The organism is Mycoplasma miroungirhinis (assembly GCF_013008815.1).
In the GTDB taxonomy this organism is placed as follows: Bacteria; Bacillota_I; Bacilli_A; order Mycoplasmatales; family Metamycoplasmataceae; genus Metamycoplasma; species Metamycoplasma miroungirhinis.
In genome coordinates this window covers 50,724-75,332 of record NZ_CP053097.1, presented here as the reverse complement: position 1 = coordinate 75,332, position 24,609 = coordinate 50,724, and the positions used below count along the sequence as shown (strand labels likewise).

At 25.1% G+C, this 24,609-nt stretch carries 19 protein-coding genes and 6 tRNA genes; 3 read left to right on the top strand and 22 right to left on the bottom strand.

From position 1 onward, the window contains the following. Nucleotides 1–110: 110 nt before the first annotated feature. From HLA92_RS00325 to HLA92_RS00290, 8 genes are all read right to left on the bottom strand, one after another. On the bottom strand, nt 111–3,260 hold the full coding sequence (locus HLA92_RS00325) for a hypothetical protein (RefSeq protein ID WP_171112410.1): 3,150 nt from the start codon (nt 3,258–3,260) through the stop codon (nt 111–113). 271 nt (nt 3,261–3,531) lie between these two features. Beyond that, nucleotides 3,532–3,606 (bottom strand) — tRNA-Gln (locus HLA92_RS00320). A 3-nt stretch (nt 3,607–3,609) separates the two neighbouring features. Then, nucleotides 3,610–3,693 (bottom strand) — tRNA-Tyr (locus tag HLA92_RS00315). Between the two features lie 112 nt (nt 3,694–3,805). Next, nucleotides 3,806–4,723: an NAD(P)/FAD-dependent oxidoreductase gene (locus HLA92_RS00310; RefSeq protein WP_171112408.1), complete on the bottom strand. Its 918-nt coding sequence runs from the start codon at nt 4,721–4,723 to the stop codon at nt 3,806–3,808. A gap of 17 nt (nt 4,724–4,740) precedes the next feature. Next, complete coding sequence (gene lgt, locus HLA92_RS00305) at nt 4,741–5,715, bottom strand: prolipoprotein diacylglyceryl transferase (protein WP_171112406.1); 975 nt, start codon at nt 5,713–5,715, stop codon at nt 4,741–4,743. 41 nt (nt 5,716–5,756) lie between these two features. Next, on the bottom strand, nt 5,757–8,585 hold the full coding sequence (gene uvrA / locus HLA92_RS00300; protein WP_171112404.1) for an excinuclease ABC subunit UvrA: 2,829 nt from the start codon (nt 8,583–8,585) through the stop codon (nt 5,757–5,759). Between the two features lie 58 nt (nt 8,586–8,643). Further along, nucleotides 8,644–10,194, bottom strand: a complete 1,551-nt coding sequence (locus HLA92_RS00295; protein WP_171112402.1) for an MATE family efflux transporter — start codon at nt 10,192–10,194, stop codon at nt 8,644–8,646. Nucleotides 10,195–10,222: 28 nt separating this feature from the next. Then, on the bottom strand, nt 10,223–10,993 hold the full coding sequence (locus tag HLA92_RS00290; protein ID WP_171112400.1) for a DUF2779 domain-containing protein: 771 nt from the start codon (nt 10,991–10,993) through the stop codon (nt 10,223–10,225). A gap of 74 nt (nt 10,994–11,067) precedes the next feature. Between HLA92_RS00290 and HLA92_RS00285 the strand changes: the two genes are divergently transcribed. Beyond that, the gene (locus HLA92_RS00285) at nt 11,068–11,232 is read left to right on the top strand and encodes a hypothetical protein (protein ID WP_171112398.1); all 165 of its coding nucleotides are present in this window, start codon (nt 11,068–11,070) and stop codon (nt 11,230–11,232) included. Nucleotides 11,233–11,282: 50 nt separating this feature from the next. Further along, nucleotides 11,283–12,065, top strand: a complete 783-nt coding sequence (locus HLA92_RS00280; protein ID WP_171112395.1) for a CDP-alcohol phosphatidyltransferase family protein — start codon at nt 11,283–11,285, stop codon at nt 12,063–12,065. Nucleotides 12,066–12,130: 65 nt separating this feature from the next. Here the strand turns inward: HLA92_RS00280 and HLA92_RS00275 are convergent. The 13 genes from HLA92_RS00275 to HLA92_RS00215 form a co-directional block, all read right to left on the bottom strand. Further along, nucleotides 12,131–12,206 (bottom strand) — tRNA-Val (locus HLA92_RS00275). Between the two features lie 2 nt (nt 12,207–12,208). Further along, nucleotides 12,209–12,284: transfer RNA gene (locus HLA92_RS00270), tRNA-Glu, on the bottom strand. Between the two features lies 1 nt (nt 12,285). Further along, nucleotides 12,286–12,360 (bottom strand) — tRNA-Asn (locus HLA92_RS00265). A gap of 96 nt (nt 12,361–12,456) precedes the next feature. Next, a tRNA-Thr gene (locus tag HLA92_RS00260) sits at nt 12,457–12,532 on the bottom strand. Between the two features lie 24 nt (nt 12,533–12,556). Then, entirely contained in the window at nt 12,557–14,434 is a 1,878-nt protein-coding gene (locus tag HLA92_RS00255) for a UU173 family protein (RefSeq protein ID WP_171112393.1), read from the bottom strand. Beyond that, entirely contained in the window at nt 14,424–15,257 is an 834-nt protein-coding gene (locus tag HLA92_RS00250; protein ID WP_171112391.1) for an MAGa7180 family putative nuclease, read from the bottom strand. Before HLA92_RS00250 ends, HLA92_RS00255 begins: the two co-directional genes overlap by 11 nt. Beyond that, nucleotides 15,257–16,285: a helix-turn-helix domain-containing protein gene (locus HLA92_RS00245; RefSeq protein WP_171112390.1), complete on the bottom strand. Its 1,029-nt coding sequence runs from the start codon at nt 16,283–16,285 to the stop codon at nt 15,257–15,259. Before HLA92_RS00245 ends, HLA92_RS00250 begins: the two co-directional genes overlap by 1 nt. 233 nt (nt 16,286–16,518) lie before the next feature. Then, nucleotides 16,519–18,612, bottom strand: a complete 2,094-nt coding sequence (gene fusA / locus HLA92_RS00240) for an elongation factor G (RefSeq protein WP_171112388.1) — start codon at nt 18,610–18,612, stop codon at nt 16,519–16,521. A gap of 82 nt (nt 18,613–18,694) precedes the next feature. Further along, nucleotides 18,695–19,165 (bottom strand): 30S ribosomal protein S7, encoded by a 471-nt coding sequence (gene rpsG, locus HLA92_RS00235; protein WP_171112386.1) that lies wholly within the window; start codon nt 19,163–19,165, stop codon nt 18,695–18,697. A 43-nt stretch (nt 19,166–19,208) separates the two neighbouring features. Then, a complete protein-coding gene (gene rpsL / locus HLA92_RS00230; RefSeq protein WP_171112384.1) occupies nt 19,209–19,625 on the bottom strand; it encodes a 30S ribosomal protein S12 in 417 nt (138 codons plus the stop codon). Between the two features lie 178 nt (nt 19,626–19,803). Then, a complete protein-coding gene (locus HLA92_RS00225; RefSeq protein WP_171112382.1) occupies nt 19,804–20,910 on the bottom strand; it encodes a hypothetical protein in 1,107 nt (368 codons plus the stop codon). Continuing rightward, the gene (locus HLA92_RS00220; protein WP_171112381.1) at nt 20,903–21,841 is read right to left on the bottom strand and encodes a hypothetical protein; all 939 of its coding nucleotides are present in this window, start codon (nt 21,839–21,841) and stop codon (nt 20,903–20,905) included. The genes HLA92_RS00225 and HLA92_RS00220 overlap by 8 nt, the downstream gene beginning before the upstream one ends. A 50-nt stretch (nt 21,842–21,891) precedes the next feature. Beyond that, entirely contained in the window at nt 21,892–22,797 is a 906-nt protein-coding gene (locus HLA92_RS00215) for an RluA family pseudouridine synthase (protein ID WP_171112379.1), read from the bottom strand. A 53-nt stretch (nt 22,798–22,850) separates the two neighbouring features. On the opposite strand from HLA92_RS00215, the gene HLA92_RS00210 reads away from it, so the two are divergent. Beyond that, nucleotides 22,851–23,213 (top strand): YigZ family protein, encoded by a 363-nt coding sequence (locus HLA92_RS00210; protein ID WP_171112376.1) that lies wholly within the window; start codon nt 22,851–22,853, stop codon nt 23,211–23,213. Here the strand turns inward: HLA92_RS00210 and pyk are convergent. Continuing rightward, the gene (pyk, locus tag HLA92_RS00205) at nt 23,208–24,596 is read right to left on the bottom strand and encodes a pyruvate kinase (protein ID WP_171112374.1); all 1,389 of its coding nucleotides are present in this window, start codon (nt 24,594–24,596) and stop codon (nt 23,208–23,210) included. The genes HLA92_RS00210 and pyk overlap by 6 nt on opposite strands. Nucleotides 24,597–24,609 lie beyond the last annotated feature (13 nt).

Below are 24,609 nucleotides of genomic sequence, written 5' to 3'. Positions count from 1 at the left end.
TCATTTAATAAAATGTTTGCATGAATATTAAATAAAATTTTTCTATTTGTAGTATTGTCTTCTAACAGAGTTTTTTGAATGTATTTTTTATCAAATAATCAATAAGCACTTTATGTTTTTTCATCATAATTTCACATTAAATCTCTTCAATAAGGTTCAATTACACGTTTACGTTGGATATTATTTTCATCATTGATAATTACGCTTAAATTAGAATCATCAAATAATTGTTTTTCATTTACTACTGCATCTTGAGTATTAAAACCTTCAATTCTAAATCAAGTATGAGAATTAAAAACAACATTCTTATTTTCAATTGGTTCGTAACCATCCACACTAAATTTAATATAAGCTGCATTTGAACCATCTGCAATTATTTCAGAAACTTTAAAATTAGTAATTGGAAGTTCAAAGTTTTTATAAACTACATTATTTTTATGATTTGCTTTAACTTTAATTGCTTGATTAATTTCATCTAAATGTGTTTTAAAATAAGTAGCATTATGAGCTTGTAATAAATCAGTGTTAATATTTAAATCATTTAATGTTAGATTGTTTAACATTACTTCAGGATAAAGTGCCTGTTCATAATCATTAACAATATTTATTAAATGATATGTTTTATTAGCTGTATATCTCTTTGAATTATCAAATCTATTAATTCAACCAACTTTAAATGACATTCCACGTTTTCCTTCTTGTTTTACATCATAAAAATAGTAAAAGAAATTTTCTAATAATGATGTTTGATTATCTCTATCAGCAGGGGCAATAACATCATTATTTACATCAATATTTACATCATAAATAGTGTTTTTATAGTCTCTAGATAAAAATATATCAGCATCATGATTTACACCTTTTCTATTAACTCCATTACCAATTTTTATAAAGTAATTTAGTTTATTAAATGCCTCTTGTTCAATTAGTGATTTAACATTTATACTACGATAATCTTCGACATGCTGTCTATCATTTACTTTTCCTTCAGCAAAAATAAATGAAAAATTAGATTCATTAATACGATCAATTTGTTGTTTATATTTTTCGTCTACACTTTTAATTCCTGTTCCACTAAAATCTTCTGCAGTAAAATGTTTAGCTTTTGGCTTAATATCTTCATAATTTAAATAACCTAGAGAATATCCGATATTCTTTGCAGTTTTAAACCCTAAATAAATACCAAATCGCGGTGTTCCTTTATATTTACCACTTTGAGGATATGATGCTTTAACACCATCTTTTTTGTATCAAAAGTAAATATGAACAATTCCACCAAATCTAGCACCATTTTTAATTAAATGTTCTCCATAGTTATCTTCTACTTCAATTTCATCAATGATAATTTCATATTTACCTAATTTAGGAAAATTATAAATTTTATTTAAATATTCCTTAGCTTGTGAAGCTAGAATATCAGAGTGAGTGGTAAAATCATCTAAATTTTTAATTGTAAGATTTTCAAAAAATCAATTTCTATTGTCGCTTTGATTGTATAGGAATTCATATATTTTTTCAAGATTGATTTTATCTCAATATTCTTCTTTAGTAAGATTATCAGCTCTTCAAGTAATATTATTTTTTGAATGAACATTTTGTATTGTTTTTACTATTTGATTAATATATTTAATGTCAATGTTAGCGCTAATATTAGTATCAATATTTAAGTTACTAAATGTTTGATTAAAATATTTACCAATTTTTGAATTTTTTGGAGTTAATACTTTATTTTTTTCTTCTTGACTTAAATTTTGTCATTCTTGTTTAGTATAAGAATTAATTAATTCATAGTTAATATCATATATTTGATCTAAATCTGATATTTTTATAGTTTCTAAATCATCCTTAGCAGTTTTTGCAAAAGTTTTTTGTTTTTTAAATGTTGCTACTAATGAATCTACACCTTTTATTTTGACTTGAATTGTAGCTTCTAGTGTTTCTAAATTATTACCTTTAAGTTCTAAATTAATTATTTCAAAATCATAAACATCTGTGTCTTGATAATCAAAAAATAATTTAGCACTTTTTAAATTAAATGAACCTGATGTTTCATATTCTTCAAAATTGTATTTTTTTGCTCCTTGGTATTCTTCTAATTTAAAAATATCTTTTGTTTTTTCTAATAAAATTAAATTTAAATCTTTATTAGTTGATTCATAATTATGAGCGTTAATTTCATCAATTTTGTTATTAAATTCAGTAATTTTGTTAATAGTTTCTTTAAAATCTAAAATATGTAATTTTTCTAGTTTAGTATCAAATATATTTCTGTATTGACTTTTTAAAACATATAAATCATATTTTTTTAAATTATTTGTTGATGGAGAATTAAGTTCATTATCAACTAAATCTAATTTAGTTTTTAAAGTGTTAATAGTATCTAATAATTCTTCTAATTTGTCTCTGTAATTATCTTTATTTTTATTAATATTTAAAGATAATTGAAGATCTTTTTTAATAGAATTTTCAATTAAACTGTTACTAAAATTGTTTTGAAATTGTTCATATTTATTTTCGTATTGTTGAAAATTAAATTGAGTTTGATTTAAATCTTCTTGAAATAATGTATCTACTAATTTATTGTTTAGTTCTGTTTTTTGTTTGTTAGTTATTTTTCCAGATTCATTAATTTTAGTATGTAAATCGTTTTTTAAATTATTAAATGCATTGTCATTACTTGCAATTTTATTATTTTTAATAAATGTTTTTGAAGTAGCAAATAATTTTTCAATGTTTTCTTTACTTTGAGTAATATTATCATGTGTAATTTTTTGAAAATCTAAATTCTCAATTTGGTTTTGAATTTCAGAACCAAGAGAGTATTGAGAATTAAGTTTTTTTAAAAATGAAAGTTTGTTATCAAACTCTTTAATTTCATTAATAAATTCAGTTTGTTGAGTGGTATTATCAGTTGGATTGTTAATTTCATTATCAATAATTTTTTTGGTTAAATCATTATTTACTTTTAAATTTTGAATTTGTTTAACATATTCGCTTATTTGAGCATTTACTTGTTTTTTAGTTTCTGGATTTTTATTAGTTTTTTGCTTTGCATCATCTTTTGGAGATTCAGAACTAGTATTATTATTTGTGTTTTGTTTTTCTTTTTTTAGGTTAATATTTTGGTCATGTTCTTTATTATCATCATTTTTTTTAGTAGTTAATGTAGTTGCAAGAGCAATTACACCACCTACTGCTAAAATTGAAGTAACTGTAGATAAAATGATAATAAATTTTCTTTTTCTATTTTGAACTTTCATTGTTTTCCTTTACTTTTAAATTATTTTATTGATATTTTTAATTAAAAATATTTAACAAAATATATTTCATTATAACATAACACCAAACTATATAAACATATTTATGTATCTACATAATTTGAACTTTTTACTTCCTTATTTTTCATTATTTAAAAAAAATATTCAACACTATTTTATCTTTTATTCTGCTTTAAAATGGGAGATTTTAAATAAAAAAACAGAGAATAGTCTCTGTTAATAGTTTTACTTTGTTTATGGGGTCATTTCTGATTGGCTGCCCTTGTTAGATTCGAACTAACGCGTGGAGGTACCAAAAACCTCTGCCTTACCGCTTGGCTAAAGGGCAAAATGGTGGGAGGGGAGGGATTCGAACCCCCGAACCGTGAGGAAGTGGGTTACAGCCACCCGCGTTTGGCCGCTTCGCTACCCTCCCATTCACTTTTTTAAGTGCAAAATATATTATAATACAAATTTAAATAAATTTATAAAAATTAGTAATTTATTTAAATTTTCAAAACTTTAATAAAAAAATACCCTTTAGGGTATTATAAGCGATTTGATAAAATTTTGGCTGCAATTGTTCCATCATTTGTTGCTGTAGTAATTTGTCTAATAGATTTTTTTCTTACATCTCCAACAGCAAAAACATTTTTTATTGTTGTTTCCATTTCATCATTAGTTAAAACAAAACCATGTTCATCTAAAACATTTAAGTTTTTTAAAAATGCTGTACTTGGTCTAAATCCAATATAAGGAAAAATTGCATTCACTTCTATTTCTTTTAATTCACCTTGAACATCAGCTAAAATTTTTTCAATACCATTTTCGCCATAAATTTCTTTTATTTCGCTTTTTAATAAAAGTGAAATATTATCTTTTTTATGAAGATCATCTAATAAAGATTGTTCAGCAATTGTATGATCATCACGAACAAAAACATACACATGACTTGCAATATTAGAAACATATGCAGCTTCTTCAATTGCACTATTTCCTCCACCAATTATCGCCATTGGTTTATTTGCATATAAAGGGCCGTCACATATTGCACAATAACTTAAACCTTTTCCATTATATTGTTCAATATTTTTAATTGAAGAAGGGACATTTGAAATCATTCCTGAAGCTATAATTACTGCTCTTGCAGTTAATTTTGATCCATCAGCCATTATTACTTCTTTATATTCATCTTCTTTAGAAATAACTTCTAAAACATCACCATATAAATATTTAGCGCCTAAGTTAATTGCATGCTGAAACATTCTTAAAGCTAAATCTGCACCTTTAATAGTTTCATCACCAGGTCAGTTTTCAATTTTTGATTGATTTGGTAATTTACCACCTGGCACTGATTTTTCTAAAAAAGCTGTTTTTAATTTAGCTCTTTGCGCATAAATTGCAGCAGTAAGCCCTGAAGGTCCTGAACCAATAATTAAAACATCATAATCAGTTTTAATTTTCATAAATTATTCTCCTTATATTAAATTGTTTTAAGCTTTAATAATTCTTTACGTTGTTTTTCTTTTAATTTACGTAATGTATATAATTCTGAATCTTCTCATACATAAAAATGTAAAAGTTTATTTCATTTAGCTGATTTAGAAGGTTCAACTAAATATACTGTATAACGTTTATTAGTTGATAATTCAAAATATAAAACCATTATAGTTCCAAAAATAATATATAAAGAACTAAATACATTATAAAAAGTATAGTGATGGGCTCTTAGATTTTCCATACTAATTCTAGTAATTCCGTAGTAAATTCAATAAATTGCTCCAGTAGTTCCTGGTCTTAATCAATTATATTTATTTAAAATTCAAACAAGTACTATATAACCTGTTAAGTTAGCAATAGATTCATAAATAAACAATGGAACTCTATATGCTGATACACCTTCATCTAAAATAAACATCTGTTTTTTAATAATATCAGGTAATCAAACAATTGATAAATCATCCGCATTAACAACTTTACCAAATAATTCGTGATTTGAAAAATTTCCTCATCTTCCTATTGCTTGACCAATAAATACTGCAGGTAAAATAATTGAAAAACATTTTTTTATATCAATTTTATGTCTTAAAAATGATAAAAAGACAATGTCAGCAATAGTTGCTGTAACTACTCCACCCTGAATCGATAAACCACCAGTCCAAATTTTATATCAATTTGTTTTTATCGTAATATCCTCTGCAACAATTCTTTCAAAAATGAAAAATAATCTAGCGCCAATAATTGCAGATGGTAAAGTAATAACTACTACTGTTGCAAAAATTTCAAATGGATATTTTTCTCTTCTTCAAAAATAATAAACTGTTAAAATAGCACATAACATTCCTAACATCATTAAAAATGAATAAAGTCTAATATTTCCTAATCTTAAAACTGTTTCAGGATCATCAGGAATATATCCACTAAATGCTTGATTAGTTTTTTCTAAAAAACCTTCCATACTTTTCCTTTCTTTATTTATTATTTATTAATTATATAATATTAAGTATTTTTAGTAAGTATTTGTTTTAAGTAATTTGCAGTATAAGAATTATCTTGATTTGAAACTTGTTCAGGTGTACCTGTTGCAATAATTTTTCCACCTTTTTTACCACCACCTGGTCCTAAATCAATAATATAATCTGCATTTTTAATCACATCTAAATTATGTTCTATTACTAAAACAGTGTCTCCATTATCAACTATACGATTTAAAACAGATAATAATTTTTTAACATCATGACTATGTAATCCAGTTGTTGGTTCATCTAAAATAAATAATGTTTGTCCAGTTGGTTTTTTTTGTAAATAAGTTGCTAATTTAACTCTTTGAGCTTCACCACCACTTAAAGTAGTTGCGGCTTGACCTAATTGAATGTAACCTAATCCAACATCTAAAAGTGTTTGTAATTTTGCTTGAATTTTTGCACGAGCACTAAAAAAATCGTAAGCTTCTTCGATTCTCATATTTAATACATCATTAATTGATTTTTGATGATATTTAATTTCTAATGTTTCTTGATTGTATCTTTTTCCATCACAATGATCACAAGTAACATAAACATCAGGTAAAAAATGCATTTCGATTTTAATTACTCCATCGCCTTGACATTTATCGCATCTACCACCATGGACATTAAAACTAAATCTACCTTTTTTATAACCCCTAATTCTAGATTCTTCAACATTAGCAAAAATATCTCTAATATCATCAAAAACACTAGTATATGTTGCAGGATTTGATCTAGGAGTTCTTCCAATTGGAGATTGAGTTATTTGAATAACTTTATCAATAAATATATCACCTGTTAATTTAGTATTTGATTTAGATGATGAATCTTTTAACAGATGATTATTTAATTCTTCAACAATAACTTCATTAACTAATGTACTTTTTCCTGAACCAGATACACCAGTAACACAGACAAATTTTCCTAATGGAATTTTTACATCAATATTTTTTAAATTATTTTTAGAAGCATTTTTAATACTTAAAACTTTACCATTACCACTACGACGTGAAGTGGGAATATCAATTTTTCATTCACCACTTAAATATTTACCAGTAATTGAATCAGGAGAATTGATAATATCATCTAAATTACCATGAGCTACGATATAACCACCTTTATCACCTGCAACTGGGCCTATATCAACAATATAATCTGCTTCTAAAATGGTTTCTTCATCGTGTTCTACTACAATTAAAGTATTACCTATTTCCACCATCTTTTTTAAAGAGTTTAATAGTTTTTGATTATCATGTTGATGTAATCCAATACTTGGTTCATCTAAAACGTATAAAATACCGGTTAAATTCGCACCAATTTGAGTAGCTAATCTAATTCTTTGAGCTTCACCACCACTTAATGTTTCTGATTTTCGATTTAAAGTTAAGTATTCAAGACCAACATTAATTAAAAATTCTAGCCGATGGATAGTTTCATTTAAGATCAAATTAGAAATTTCCATTTCCATTGCACTCAATTGCAAATTTTTAATAAAATCTAAAATATCTGAAATATCTAGTGAACATACTTCATAAATATTTTTATGATTAATTTTAACTGCTAAACCATAATTATTTAATCTAGAACCTTTACATACATTACAAGTAGTTTCACTCATGAATTTTTTATATCACGCTCTAATTTCTTCACTTGATGTTTCTAAATATTTTCTTTCTAAAAATGTTGCTATGCCTTCAATGTATCCTTTTCTTTGATATTTATTACCTGATGCTGAAATTAACACATATTCTAATTCTTCATCTGAACCACGTAAAAGAATTTTTAGTTGCTTTGGACTTAGTTTTTCAATGGCTACATCAATAGGAATATCATAACGATCTAAAAGAACTTTAAATTCTTGTCATTCTAAATTTTGTGTATTAACTATATTTTCATAATATTTAATACCACCTGCTTTAATTGACATTTTAGGATTAGGAACGATTTTTTCATAATCTGCATGAAGTTTAACACCGATACCTTTACATTCTTCACACATTCCATAAGGACTGTTAAATGAAAATAGTTTAGGTTCAATTTTAGGCATATCAAAATCACCATATTCACAAGAATAATGAATTGAAAATAATTGACTTTCTTTATCTAATTCATAAATTTTTACAAATCCATTAGAATGTTGTAAAGCTATTTCTACAGCTTGTGATACTCTTTGTCTTTCTGAATCTTTTAATGTTAAACGATCTATGACAATATCAATATTTCATCTTTTGTTTTTATCTAAGTTAATTTCTTGATCAAGGGAATAAATATCATCATTGATTTTTACTCTTACAAAACCTTCTCTTTTTAGTTGTGCTAATTTTGTTTGATGAGATCCTTTTTCACCAAAAACTAAAGGACTTAATATGTATAATTTAGTATTTTCTTTATATTTGAAAATCGCATCAATTATGTCTTTTTGTTTTTGTGCTTTTATTTCAATATTATGATGAGGACAAAAAACTTTTCCAATTCTTGCATACAATAATCTCAAATAGTCATAAATTTCAGTTACAGTTCCAACGATTGAACGAGGATTGTTGTGTGTTGTTTTTTGTTCAATACTTATTGACGGGCTTAATCCTTCAATACTTTCAACATTTGGTCTTTTGGTATTACCTAAAAACTGACGAGCATATGAACTTAAACTGTCTACATACCTTCTTTTTCCTTCTTCATAAATAGTATTAAAAGCAAGTGAACTTTTTCCTGAACCACTTAAACCTGTAAAAACAATTAATTTTTGTCTAGGTAATTCTAAATTGACGTTTTTTAGATTATTTTCCTTTGCACCTTTAATTATTATTTTGTCATTTTTCATAATTAAAATTATAATAAAAAAAGCCCATTTTAAGTGAAGCTTTTTAAGTATTTAGATATTATAAATGTGTTATATCATTTGTAATATTTACTTTTCAATTAAATTTATGTTGTACAAATTCAAAAATAGATAATCTCACAATATCTCAACAATAAAAACTAAAATATGCAAGAGGTAATGACACATTATTTTTAGGTACGATTACAAAACATAAAATAATTAAAAATATAAAATGCGATCATTGAGTTACAAAATTTGTTAGACTACTTAATGTACTTCTACCACCGCTACTTATAATTGCATTAGTAGTATAAAATCAGTTTTGCAAAGGACTTACAAAAGCTATAACAAGTATTGTTACAAATAAATATCTAGATTGCACTAATGCAGCTTTATTAGCAGCAAGATTTATTAGTTCATTTTTATTATTAATTAATAAATTCGTAGTATCTTTTAATTTGGTAAGTTCCAATTCTTTTAATCTCTCAGTTACTTCTTTTTTTACACCTGTAGTTAAAGAACTTGTTTCATAAATTATTAAACCACATATTATTAAAAGCACACTAAAAAAAGAACTAACAACAACATGAAAACCTTTTAAACTTAAAGCATGTTTTTCAGCTTCAGAAAAATTATTTTCACCTAATTTAGTAGCAACAAATACTGCAACATTAGCACTACATGCTGCAATAGTAGCACCAAATACACTTGCAATGGATTCAGTCAAACTTAAAATACTAGCAGCAGAAAGCCTCATGTAAGGTTCATTAACACTTCCAGGTGGAAAAGATCTATTCCAAATTATCATTCTTAATGGAATAACAATTGTTGCACTTAAAGCTATTGCAAATGAAAAAATTTTAGAAATATATAACTTAACTATTTTTTTTGTAATATAAAATAAATTTAAAGGATTGATCCAAATATGTTTGTCTTTTTTTATCATCCATAATGAATCAATAATTATACTTATAAACACACTTGTAATAGTTCCATAAGCAGCTGCTTCTGCACCCATTTTGAATCCAAATAATAAAATTCCATTTATTGTAAAATTAATTAAAATATTAATAACTGCGGTTAACATAGAGTAAAGACTTTTACCAGTTTCCGTTAAAACTCCGCTAGTATTTCAAGCAATTGCTAAACCAAACCAAGCAATGGTCATTAATTTTAAGTAATTTGCACTTGTTTCTAATGATTCGCTATCTAAAGGAGCAACTAATAAAATAAATTGCTCAGGGATTATTAAAGCAGGAACAGCAAACATAAATGTAATCGAAAGATAAGTTCAAATTCTCAGTGCCATAATTTGATTTAAATTTGAGTATTGTTTTGAACCATAAAATTGTCCCACAAACATGCTAGCAATACTATTAATTGTAACAAAAAACATTGTTAAAATACCAGTTCAAACATTCGCATAACTTAAAGCATTAAGACCATTAGGAATATGTGTAACCATAAAATTATCTAAAAAAGCAGTTAAAGAAAAAATAATTTCAGTTAAAATTACTGGAATTGTTATTTTTAGATAAATTTTTCAATCTTTTTTTGTTTCTGGTAAATGTTTAATTATAAAACTTTTTACATTAATAAATGATTTCACATTAGAAATTTTACCATAAATCCACACTTTAAATGTCTCAGATTTTATCTTTTAGTTCTTTTATAGTCATCTCTTCATTTAATTCTAAAGCATTAAGTTGTTTAATTAATTCTCTTTTATGATTTATATCTTTAAGCCACATATCCACTTCATCTAAATGTTCATTAACATATTGCATTTTTCAAACATCATCATGAGAATATTCTTTTAATTCCTTTATTAAAAGTTGTTTATCAATATCAATATAATAATGCTTTTTAGTTTCAAAATTATTATCTTTACAATAAAGTAAAAAACCTACATAACTAGCTATTGCACCATTATTAGATAAAATTCTATTTTTAAAAACATTATGAGTACTTTTTGTGTTAATAATTTCTTTTATTTGAACAAAATATTCTTTTTTAAATTGTTTTCTTGTTAATATAGATAAGCTAATTGTTTGTTGACTAATTAAAGGAAGTACTTTATTTTTAGGAAATAATTTATTTAAACATTTATTTTCTAATACAGGGTTATGACCAACAAATTCAACATCATTAATCTTAATTTGTGGGTTCACTTTTTTAATATCTTTTTTTATGTGTAATCTTAATATTTCATAAATTTTTTTGTAATTTCGAAAATTAATAACATAAGTATGAGATTTAAAAATTCCATGTTCATTTTCTAGACCTAATGTATAACAATAAGGTGTAGAATTTTCAATTTTTATAAATCTAGCAAATGGATTAGTTATTGCCTCAAAATCTATAAAAACTCTTATTTTTTGTTTTGATTTAGCCTCACTAACTGTCATAATAATAATTATAAATATTTTTTTCAATTACTAAAAATATAGTTGAAAAAGTTATATAATTTGAAAGATTAAAAATGAAAAGAAATAAATCTAAAAAGATAGATAAAAAACAATTTAAAAAAATGATAAATTATCTAAAAACCCCAATTGGTAAAAAAGTATTAATTTCTATTTTTGTTATTAGTATTGTTGCGATTGCAGTTATTACAGTTAGTGCATTGACATTACAAAATTACTAATAATACACACATTTTTGTGTGTTTTTCTTTTTATTTTTTATAATTTTCTTATGAAGAAATTGAAAATAAATTGATACTCATCATTATATTTATCAATAATGAGAGTAATAGCTGGAATTTTTGTATTTATATTACTTAGTGTAATGAAAATATTCGAACTTGAGGTAGCTTATCCTTATACATTTGGAATTTGTTTTGTGATCTTTTTAATTGCTAGTGTTAGTGATTTTTTTGACGGAAGAATTAAAAATAAACATAATTTAAGTTCTATTCAAATTATTTTTGAACAATTAGCAGATAAATTTTTAATTTATCCAATTATTTTATTTTTCATTAAATTTAATTTAATATTTACTAGTGTCGTAATAATTTTATTTATCCGTGATCTAACAGCTTTAACTGGTAAATTAATTTTGTTTGAAAAAAATATTTATTTTCGGGTACCTAAAATAATTAAATTTAAAACTGCAATAGAAATAATTTCTATAAATATAGTTTTAGCAACAAATGCAATATTAGGATTTAAGAATTACCAAATTGAACATTTAGAGGTGTGAAAAATAACTGTTTCTGTTATATTTTCTATTATCGATTTAGTAGCTATTTATTCATTAATTAAATATTATAAACCAATTTGAAAATACATTTTAAGAGAACTAAAAGCTCGTGAAAGTGGTAATTCTGTCTATGAATTTAAAAATTATTCACCGCTAATAATTGATGATCATAAACAATTAGATACGCAGTTAAATTATAAAAATAAAGAAATTCATAAAATATCTAACCATTCTCAACCCGTAACAATAAATTATAAAAATGACAAAGCTATTTAGCTTTGTTTTATTTTTAAAAATTAAAAAAAATACCAAATGGTATTTTAAATTGGTGATTAAACAAATGGTGGACGATGAGGGGCTCGAACCCACGACCCTTGCCTTGTAAGGGCAATGCTCTCCCAACTGAGCTAATCGTCCAATGGTGACCCTAGCGGGACTCGAACCCGCGAATGCATGGATGAAAACCATGTGTGTTAACCGCTTCACCATAGGGCCATGGCGCCGACAACAGGGATTGAACCTGTGACCAATTGGTTAACAGCCAACTGCTCTACCGCTGAGCTATGTCGGCAACTTATTTTTAAATTGCTATATTATTATATAACATTTTTAAAAAGTTTTATTAAAAAAACAATTTATTTTGTCAGCGAGATGTCTAAATAACATTTGGTGCCAATTATAGGATTCGAACCTACGACCAACTAATTACGAATCAGTTGCTCTACCAACTGAGCTAAATTGGCTTGTTATTTAATTATTATATATTATTAATGAAAAATATCAATATCTTTATCATTTAAATTATCAACACCTTCTTTTATTAATTTGTTAATAAAATCATAAACCATTATCATAGCTAAAACATCATTATGACAATATTCTTTTAATTTTTGTGCTTTTATTTTTCATTCCTTGTTACCAATTACACCTGTATATCTTAAAATAGCATTATCCATCGCCATTTTACCGTTTTTTACTTCTAAATCACTATATGGAATAATAAGATGTGGTAAATTCATATGTGATTTAGTAATATATTTTTCTACTTTTTTAATTGAATAATAACCTTTTAAAGCATGAAGAAAAATAGTATTTTTATTAAAAGCTAACATAATATCTACAGTATTTGCTTTAATATATTCCAATTTTTCGCAAGCATCAATAAAAATTTTTTCCTTTATATCTATTTTTTTAGCCTTTATACCTTTTTCAATGTAATTTTTCATTTCATTCATTCTTGATAGTTCATAACCTTTATTAAACACTACATATGCATCATGAGCTTCATTTCCATATACATTATTAATTAAATCAATGAAATCATGAAAATTAATTGTTTGAGGATCATAAATTATGTCTTTTGATTCGCTATCAATTATTTTTAGTTCAAATGAATCATTTTGTTTTATAGTAATTGTTTTAATAATACTTACTTGATTAACAATTTGACTATAAGGTTTGACATTATCTAAAGGTGGGAAAGGCAAACTAAAACCTTCAAAATCATATCAAATAACTTTTGCACCACTTTCTTGTATTTTTTTGATAATAATACTTGTCTGATCTTTATTTATTAAATTAATTTTATTAAATATGTTTTGTAATTCTAAATGTGTGTTTACAATTTCATTCATTTCAGAAATTTTATTTTCAAAAAAACGATTTTTAATCTTTTTTAAAAAAGTTCCATTTATATTATTAAATTGAGGATTTTCTGTAACAAAAATTAAATTTTCATGTTCATTTTTCCCTCAATCACTTTTTTTATCATATTCACTAAAAGTTTCAACATCCTGATTAATTAATGAAGAAGTTCATAAATTAGCAAATTGTTCAATAGAAAGAGGTTTTAATATTTTGTCTTTTCTTAATTTTTTAATAGTAACAGCACCATTATCTAATAAATCATTAATATCAAAAGTAAGTTCTTGAGTGTCATCATCTACTTTTGATGTAGCATAAGTCACTTTATTTTCTTTTTTTATTTCAATCTGATTTTTAATATTTTTTTCTTTATTTAAAATTAAAAAAACATACTCTTTAACATTTAGATTATTTTTTTTTACAATTTCAGATTCTCAAAAAGCTTTTAGAGCATATTTAAGTTTTTTAACAGATGTAACAGCATTTTGTGAGTATAAAATGTGTTTTTGTTTATCATATGCAACAGGATTAGCTAGTAATATATCTTCTTTATTTTTATCTATATAGTAAATAAAAAATGGGTTACGTATTAATTTAATGTTTGGATTTTGTAATGCCTGATTTGTAAGAAGAATTTTTTCTTCTAGGGGTTTCATAATAGGTATTACACTAATTTCTTGGGGTAAGTAATTTTGTTCTAAAATACTCGTCATTTTTTTAGAAATTTTATCGAACATCGCATAACTTGCAGTACCAAAATAATCACCAGCTTCTAATTTATTAAGCTGACTATCATCTTCAATTAAAGCATCAAAAATTTTGGAAAAATAATCAAATTCACCATCATTATCTTGAGATTCTTCTTCATTATTATCTTTGTTATCACTTATATTTTTGAGTTTTAGATAATCTTCTTTTGTATGTTTAATTCAAAAATCTGATGATGTATTTGCGGCTAAATAATTTTTAAATTTAGCTATTTTTTCTAAATTAAACTTCATATAAATTGATTTTTCCTTCTGCAAATCATTTATTATATAATTGTTCTCATTGTTCTTGGTTTTCACATCTTAATCATTCAATTAAATCTAAATTCATTGCTAAATCATAAGTTGGACTAATACCTAATTCAGTATATTTTTTATATCATTTATACACTTTTTCAATATCATCTTCTGCTTGTTCTTTGTTTAATTTGTACAATTGAACCATACTTTTTCTTTTAAAAACGTCTACTTTATCTAAATTTTGGTAGTCAGCTTCTTCTAAAAATGAAGCACAAATTGCATAAGAATTTGCCCCTTTTAAATAAGCATATAGTTGTGTTTGTTTGATGTAATTAAGTGGAATCCCATTATTTTGTCAGTATTCATAATTTTTTAGTCCTGTAGTTTTAATTTCAACAATAGTATTAGTTGATTCAATATAACCATCCGGAAGTCCACCTAAAATAAGATTATCTTTAAAATAATCATAATTATATTTTTGAGCAGGAAATCTTTCTACAATTTTATTAGTCTTTTGCTCTAACATTTTAATAATTTCAGGTTCTAAAATAATTCCTGCATTAACGTATTTTTTATCAAGAATAGGTAAACCTATTTTGGAAATATTACAAAAAGCAACAAAATCATTATGAAGAGCATCTAAGTTTAAAACATTTGCAATACTAGAACCACCTACTTTTTTAAAACCATTAAAACTACCAGGTTTTGCTGATAATAATTTTTTATGAAATTCAGTAGATAATTTCACAACTTTATTTTCTTCATCTAAAAAATAGTCTTTATTATTGTAATAATTTCTTGTGATTTTATTTATCATTATTCCTCTTCAAATGTTACTTTTGGATATTTTAATTGTAAAGTTTCTCAAATGTAACTTACATTTGCATTAGGATTTTTTTGAGTTTGTCATTTGGCTGAATTATAACAACTAATTGCATCATAAATAGCTTTGTATTGTGTTATTGTTTGTTTTTCTCATTTGTCGTATTCTTCAATTACATAATTATCAATTTCTTCTTCAGTTTTTTTAGGGAAATAACAATGCACAATTTCGTGTAATAATGTAAAGAATATAAAACACTCTCTTTGATACATATCACTTAAAAATATGAATCTTTTTGCTCCTTTTTTAATAGTTATTCCTCTTATCATTGAATCTTCGATAAATTTTTTTGTAACTAAAACAATACCTTTTTTTCTTAAAAAAAGTTTTAATAATGAAACTTTTTCATTAAATGGTTTGGCTGAACTCATGATATTTAATGCTTTTTTAATTGCTGGTGTATGTTCATTTGATCTAAATGTACCAACTGGTTCATAAGGATCTACTCCTAATTCACAAAATCTAATTCAAACATATGTATTAGGTTTATCGTGAAATTTTTTAAATTCAGCTAAAACATGTTCATCTAAATAAAGTTTATAATCTTCTAAATTTGATACACCATAAAATTTTTTTAAAGCCATTAATTTTTCATAATCATACATATTATCTTGAATAAAAATATTAAATGGACTACTTAATTGTGGATTTTGAATTAAAAAATTAATTCCATATTCATTTAAGTAATTTTTGACTTTATCTTTTAAACCACTAATTATTTGTTTATTTTTGTAAATGTAATATTTTTCAGATAAAGTACCAGATTTAAGATTAAAAACATATTCTAATCCTTCTAAAACATTTACAGTTAACTCATTAATATCACCTTTTAAAATAGTGTTCATGTGTTTTAAAGAAAGACCTAAACGCATAGCTAATTCTTTTTGAGACATTTTATGAGTTTTTAAAAGTAATTTTAATTCATCATTAAATTTAAGAAAGTCAGTTTGAACTTTTAACATGTTACCTCTTTTTTACAATTAAATTATATAATTAAAATTATTTATTTGTTTTTTTTATTCTTTTTCTTAAAGAAAATAATGCAAATTTTTTTATAAAAAATTACAAAAAAATATTAGTGATTTTATTCTTTGAAATATTTAAACAATGTGACTTTGAGTGGTTTTTAGTAAAAAAAATAAAAAAAAATGAAACACTATTAATTTAAATGTTTCATTTCTATAAAGATATATTATTAATCTTCTTCAACTTTTACTTTTCCACCACGTTTTTTAATGATTTCATCAGATAAGTTTTTAGGCATTTTTTCATAGTGGTCAAATCACATTTGGTAGTTTCCACGACCAGCAGTCATTGAACGTAAATCAGTTGCATATCCAAACATTTCACTTAAAGGAATAAATGATTTAATGATGTGAACACCATCTGAACGAGTTTCATCCCCTCTAATTTGTCCTCTACGACGAGAAATATCACCCATAATATCTCCAAAATAATCATCAGGAACAGTAACAGCAACATCCATAATTGGTTCTAATAAAACAGTTCCAAGTAAATCTTTACCTTTTGTAAGTGATTTAGAAGCTGCAATTTTATAAGCTAATTCAGATGAATCGACATCATGGTATGAACCATCAAATAATGTAGCTTTAATATCAATCATTGGATAACCAGCTAAAATACCAATATCCATTTTTTCTTGTAAACCTTTTTGAATTGATTTAATGTATTCTTTTGGAATTTTACCACCAACGATTTTATCAATAAATTCAAAACCACCATCTGGGTTTGGTTCATATTTAATTCATACGTGTCCGTATTGTCCTTTTCCACCTGATTGTTTTTTATGAATTCCTTCAACATCTGCTGATTTTGTAATTGTTTCACGATAACTAACTTGAGGTGCTCCAACATTTACTTCCACACCAAATTCTCTTTTTAGACGGTCAACAATAATATCTAAGTGTAATTCACCCATACCAGCAATAATTGTTTGTCCAGTTTCTTCATCAGTAAATGTTCTAAAAGTAGGATCTTCTGCTGATAATCTTTGTAATGCTAATGAAAGTTTTTCAGTAGCAGCTTTTGTTGCAGGTTCTAAGGCTTGAGAAATAACTGGTTCAGGAAATTCCATTTTTTCTAAAATAATTTCTGGAGCTTTTTCTGCTATTAAGGTATCTCCTGTTGTAGTTGATTTTAATCCAACAGCAGCAGCAATATCTCCTGTTCTAACTTCATCTATGTCTTGACGTGAGTTAGCATGCATTTGTAAAATACGACTAATTCTTTCTTTTTGGTCTTTAGTTGAGTTTTTTACGTAGCTTCCTTTTTCTAACACTCCAGCATAAACTCTAAAGAATGTTAAGTTTCCAACATATGGATCATTCATAACTTTAAATGCTAAAGCTGCGAAACTTTCTTCATCAGCTGCTTTAATGTTTACTTCCTTATCACCTAAATGACCTTTAATAGCAGGTACATCTAAAGGACTTGGTAAGTAATCAACAGCTGCATCAATCATTAATTTAACACCTTTGTTTTTAAATGCTGTACCACAAACTGCTGGGAAAAATTCACTTGTTAAAGTAGCTGCACGAATAGCTTGTTTTAATTTTTCAGCTGAAATTTCTTCACCTTCTAAAACTGACATCATAATTTCTTCATCATAGTCAGCAACAGCTTCAATCAGTTCGTGACGTAATAACATTACTTCGTCTTTTAAATAATCAGGAATTTCGATGTCTTTCATATTTTCTTCTGGTTGTCCATCGAATTCATAAGCTCTTAATTGTACTAAGTCAACTATTCCATTAAATTGTGATTCTTCACCAATATTTAATTGAATAGCATAACATTTACCACCTAAACGTGTTCTTACAGATTCAACTGAGTTTTTAAAACTTGCACCAGCTTTATCCATTTTATTAACAAAAACAATTCTAGGTACTTTATATGTAGTTGCTTGTCTTCAAACTGTTTCGGTTTGAGGTTCTACCCCACTTTGAGCATCTAAAACTGCAACAGCACCATCTAATACACGTAGTGAACGTTCAACTTCAACTGTAAAATCAACGTGACCAGGTGTATCGATTATGTTAATTCTTTTTCCTTTTCAAAATGCTGTAGTTGCAGCTGAGGTTATTGTAATACCTCTTTCTTGTTCCTGAATCATTCAGTCCATTTGGCTAGCACCTTCATGTGTTTCACCAATTTTATGTATTTTTCCTGTGTGATATAAAATACGTTCTGTTGTTGTTGTTTTTCCGGCATCGATGTGAGCCATAATTCCAATATTACGGTAATTTTCTAATGGATATTCTCTTGACATATAAATATATTTTTCATCCTTTGCTTATTTTAATTATGATAATAATATAGTATAATTTTGATTTTTTTCTAAATAACAAAAATTATCATCTAAAATGAGCGAATGCTTTATTTGATTCTGCCATTTTATGAGTGTCTTCACGTTTTTTAATTGATCCACCAGTTTTATTAGATGCATCAATAATTTCATTTGCTAAACGTAAATCCATTGTTTTTTCATTTCTTAAACGTGAATATTGAATTAATCAACGTAAAGCTAAAGTTTGTTTTCTTCTAGCTGATACTTCTACAGGAACTTGGTAGTTACTTCCACCAATACGACGTGATCTAATTTCTAATTGTGGAGTAATATTTTCAATAGCTGTATTAAATACTTCCATTGGATCTTTTTGAGTTTTTTCTTTGATAATATCAAAGGCTGAGTACAAGATATTTTCTGCTATAGATTTTTTACCATCTAACATAATTGTATTAATTAATTTAGTAACAATTTTAGAGTTAAAAATTGGATCTGCTAAAACATCACGCACTGGGGCTTGTCTTTTTCTTGACATATAATTTCTCCTTTTAAAATTTTAATAAAATAATTGAATTTAATTAGTTAGCTTTTGGTCTTTTAGCACCGTATCTTGAACGACCTTGTTTACGATTATTAACTCCAGCTGTATCTTGTGTACCTCTAACGATTGTATAACGTACCCCTGGTAAGTCTTTAACTTTTCCACCTCTTATTAAAACAACTGAGTGTTCTTGTAAGTTGTGTCCTTCACCTGGGATATATGCTGTAACTTCCATACCATTTGAAAGTCTTACCCGAGCATATTTACGAGTAGCTGAGTTAGGTTTTTTAGGTGTCATTGTTCCTACCCGTGTACATACACCACGTTTAAATGGTGCAGGGATTTTTTTCTCTTTTTTCAATAGTGAATTATAAGATAATAATAAAGCAGGTGCTTTTGGTTTAATAACTTTATCTTTACGTCCACTATTAATAAGTTGGCTAATTGTAGGCATTTTTTCCTTTCTTTTATGTTTGATAATTTATTATAATATGGAATTTAAAAATAAATTCTTTATTATTATACAACAACTTACCCGGTGAAGGCAAAAAAAATTAATATTTTTCATCTTTATATTTTTTGTATTTTAAATTACTTAACTAAAGTAATAAAAAATGCCCTTAGGCATTAAATTAAATTTTTAAAATAAGTTTTTTTCAAGTATTCTCTGATATTACTTTTAAAATATCTAAAATATCTAATTTTGGTTGTACATTACCATCTAATGAATAAGATAAATGAATTGATGGATCAGCACCTAAATAATTTATATCATTTGTATTTGTAGTTAATGATGAATTTTTTCTTTGATTTTTCATTAATGTAATATTTATATTTTTATAATTGTAAAGTTCTAAAGGTACATTGTCTTTATTGTTTTTAAAACTTCTATCTACATCGTTCATTCATTGAATTTGTTTATCCATAGTTGATGAATAATCATTTTGATAATCAATTTGAAAATTTAAAATTTTTTTATCTTCAAAGTATTTTCCAAAAAAGGTAAAGTTTTTAACATAAAATTCGTAGTAATTTTTAATAAATTCCATCTCTAAGGCGAATTTATAAGCTTTTGCAAAATCTAATTGATCAAAATTATTAAATTCATATGTTTTTTTTGCTAAAACTTTTGCTCCTAGTGGATTCTTAGTTTTCATATCTTCAATGTCAATTTTTATTTCTTTAAACATTTGATTTTCTTTATATTCTTCTAAAAGATCTTCTTTTAATTTAAAAGCAAAATTTTTATCGTGATATTGTTCATCTTTAAATGATTTCTTAAAAATAATAAAATTATATAAAAATACTAATGGAGCATAAATTCATGCAAGAGAGATAGTAAAGTAATTAAATAAAGACCTTGGACTTGCATAATCAAAAAATAATTGAGTGGTTTGATTATCTGAATTGGTTTGTTCTAAATTTTTATAAAAATTCTTAATATCTGAAGCAAAATTAATAGCAGTTCAAATCATAATTACTACTAACAAAATTTCAAAAATAAATAAATTTATTAAAGAAGGAGTTGAAAATTTTAATCCATACACAAAAGGTTTTTTTAGTTTATATCCTATTGCTTTTTTTGTATATTCCAAACTTTTTTTAAAATGAATTGAAAATTTAACTGCAATATATAAACTTACAATTAAAATAAAAGCAAACAATAAAATTATAGTGTTATTAGTATTACTTGTTGTTGCATTTGTAGTAGCTTGTTGAGTATTTTCAAAATTAATCATTATTTTTACCTTTGTTTTCTTTTGACAGATAAATTTGAGCAATTTTCACCTTAAGTTGAATATCAGTTAAATCATTATTACCAAAAATATTTAATTTGTTTGCAATTAAATTTAATTGTTCTCGACTCATATTTTTTAATTTTTGATAATAAATTGAGGTTATAATTTCTGGATTTTCCTTAAAAATATTAATCTCTTCTTCATTCATTTCTAAAGGTTGAGTTTTATCTTCATTTTGTGGTTGTGTTTCTTGTGAAGCAGAATTAAAATTGTTATTTTGGTTTGCAAAACCTGCAAATAAATCATTAAAAGATTGATTTGGATTTTTTGCAAATTGTTCTTCTAATGATTTAGATTTTTCATATAATTTAGCCATTCTAAATGTTTTTGTGATTTTACTACATTTAGAACCAATAAATAAATAACTTAAAACATAAAATATAATATTAAAAATTGAAATAATAGAAAAATAATCATCATTTTTCATAGTTGAAATTCTATATGGTAAATTTCAATTGGTAATAATGTAAAAAATAATTAATACAACGCTAAAAGTAAAAAAACCTGGATTAAATACTGAATAATCTTTTTTTTGTACACTTTTTGAAAAATTTTTAATAAATATTGCAAGCATAATACCAAATAAAATAAATGGTAAAATTGCACTTATGTATAAATAAACCATTTGTTTTTGAGTTTCTGCATTTATTTGTGCTGCTGCATAGTCTGCGTGATCTCTTACAACAATTTTTTGAAATTCAGTATAATAATTCTTATTAAAAGCTAAAACAACACTTAAACCTGCAACAGCTAATAAAAATGTAATAGCTAAAGCAATTGTAAATCAAATAAATCAAGGTCTGAACTTAGATTTATCTTCTTGCATTAATTCTTCTCTTGTTTTTTGATTTCCAAAGAAAAATGGGTTCATATTTACTCCTTAATTTAATATTTTAAATTATATAATATTTATTTATAAATTTATAAATTCAATTCAGATACATTAATATCTTTTTGCATTTCTAAAGGCATTGGAATTTCAAATGTCATTATTTTTCCATTTGGATGTTTAAAAGTAATTTTATATGCATGAAGTCTTTGATTAAATGAATCTTCTTTTTTACCATATAATGGATCACCAAAAACTGGGTGTTTAATATATGCTAAATGTACTCTAATTTGATGAGTACGACCTGTTTTTAACTGACATTCAACTAATGTTTTTATGCTATTGTTAACATAAATTTGTTTTAACACTTTTATTCTAGTTTGAGCTAATTTAGAATTTGTTTTTGTAACAGCCATCTTTTGACGATTTTTTGGATCACGTCCAATTGGAAGGTCAATATTTGTAATTTCATTTTCAATTATTCCATCAACAATTGCTAAATATTTACGATCGATTTTATGATCTTTTAACTGTGCTGCTAAAAATTGGTGTGTTTTATTATCTTTTGCAACTAATAATAAACCACTTGTGTCTTTATCTAATCGATGTACTATTCCTAATCTTAGTAATCCATTTTCATTACTTAAATTATTTTTAAAATGATACATTAGAGCATTTACAAGTGTGTTTTTATAATTACCAGGTGCAGGATGAGTTACCATACCTGATTCTTTATTTATTACAATAAGTTTATCATCTTCATAGACAATATTTAAAGTAATATTTTGAGCATCAATATGAACTGTTTTATCAATTAATTTTTCAATTAAAATTTCTTGGTTTTCTGAAACTATAAATTTAGTCTTATTTATTTTCATTCCATCAACACTCACTGCACCTTGTCTTATTAATTCTTGTGCATCATTTCTAGTAATTTCTGAGTTATTAGTAATGTATTTATCAATTCTTTCACTGTATTTTACTGCTAATTTAATCATAATTAAAATTATAACTTTTATTATTATTTATTTGAAAAATATATAATAAATATATGTTTGAATTAATCATTAAAAAATCTACATTTATAGCTTTTGCTTATGAAGTTACGTCAAAATCGCAAGTTTCTGAAATCAATCAAGAATTGTGAAAATTACACCCAAAAGCTAAACATATTTGCTATGCTTATTTAATTTTTGAAAATGGGAGATTAGAAGAAAAAGGTGATGATAATTCAGAACCAAAGGGTTCAGCTGGAATACCGCTTTTAAATCTTTTAAAAATTCAAAAAAGACAAAATATTGCTGTTTTTGTGATTAGATATTTCGGTGGTATTTTACTAGGAAAAAATAAATTACCAGGAGCATATATTAAAACTGCTTCTGGTGCATTAAAAATATTAGATAATAAATTATAATTTGATAATTTGATAATTTTTGTTTTCTAAATTAAAAATATCATAAAGTTTTTTAGTGATTTTATTTGTTTGTGAAATTTCTAAAAATTCATTTTCTGTATCTTTAATTGAAAATACATTGTTTAAAATTCCGATTTTATTGTGCATTTGAGGGCTATCAAAAATAGCAATAATGTTTGCATATAGTTTATATTTTGAAAGAGTTTTTAATTTGTTATAGTCTGAAACTAAACAAAAAACATAATCTTCTTTTTTATCATACACATCTTTTGCAATATCATATGCTCATTTTGAATCATCATTAGAATTAATTAAAATATTTCAAATATATTCAAAATATTGTTTTTCGTTTGCAAAGAAATCTTCATTAGCTTGATTATTAATTTCATACATTGTTTTAACAGCTTCAGAAGGAAAATTACCACTTGCAGTTTCACCGCTTAACATAGTTGTATCAGCTCCTGATGTTGTAGCTCAATATACATCAGTAACTTCAGCTCTTGTAGGTAATGGATTTATTTCCATTGAATCTAACATTTGTGTCGCAACAATAACTTCTTTTTTGGCGATATTACATTTTTGGATAATCATTTGTTGATATTGAGGAACTTGATAATAGTTGACTTCAAGACCTAAATCACCTCTTGCCACCATAATTGAGTCAGAATATTCAATAATTTCATCAATATTATCAATGCCAGTTTGTGATTCAATTTTTGAACAAATTTGAATTTTTTGTCCACCATTTTCATCTAAAAATTTTCTTAATTCTTGTAAATTTTGTTTATTATTTACAAAACTAGCAGCCACTATATCAACTCCGTATGAGATACCAAATAAAAGGTCATTTTTATCTTTGTCATCTAAAAAAGGTATGCTAAATTCAATACCAGGAAGATTTATTCTTTTATTTGTTTTTAAAAAATGTTGATTTTGAGTTAAAACAGTAACGATATTATTATCTATTTTAGTTACTTTAGTTTTTAATTTTCCATCATCTAATAAAACAATATCTCCTACTTTTAAATTTAAATGCATATCATAACTAACTGCTACTTTAGAAGCATCACCTATCATAGTTTTAAAAATTTCAAAACCACAAATTAAGTTTAGTTCTTGATTTTTTAAAATCATTTGTCCGTCATTTTCAATTTTACCTATTCTAATTTCAGGCCCTTTAGTGTCTAAAATTAAAGAAATATTAACATTTAAATCTTTTGCTACTTGTCTAGCTATATCATATTTTTTAACATGATCTTTACCAGTTCCATGACTAAAATTTGCTCGTATTGCAGTCACACCTGATGTTATTAATTCTTTCATTACTTCATAGTTTTCACAAGCTGGACCAGCTGTTGCAATTATTTTAGTTTTTTGTTTCATATAATGCCTTTCT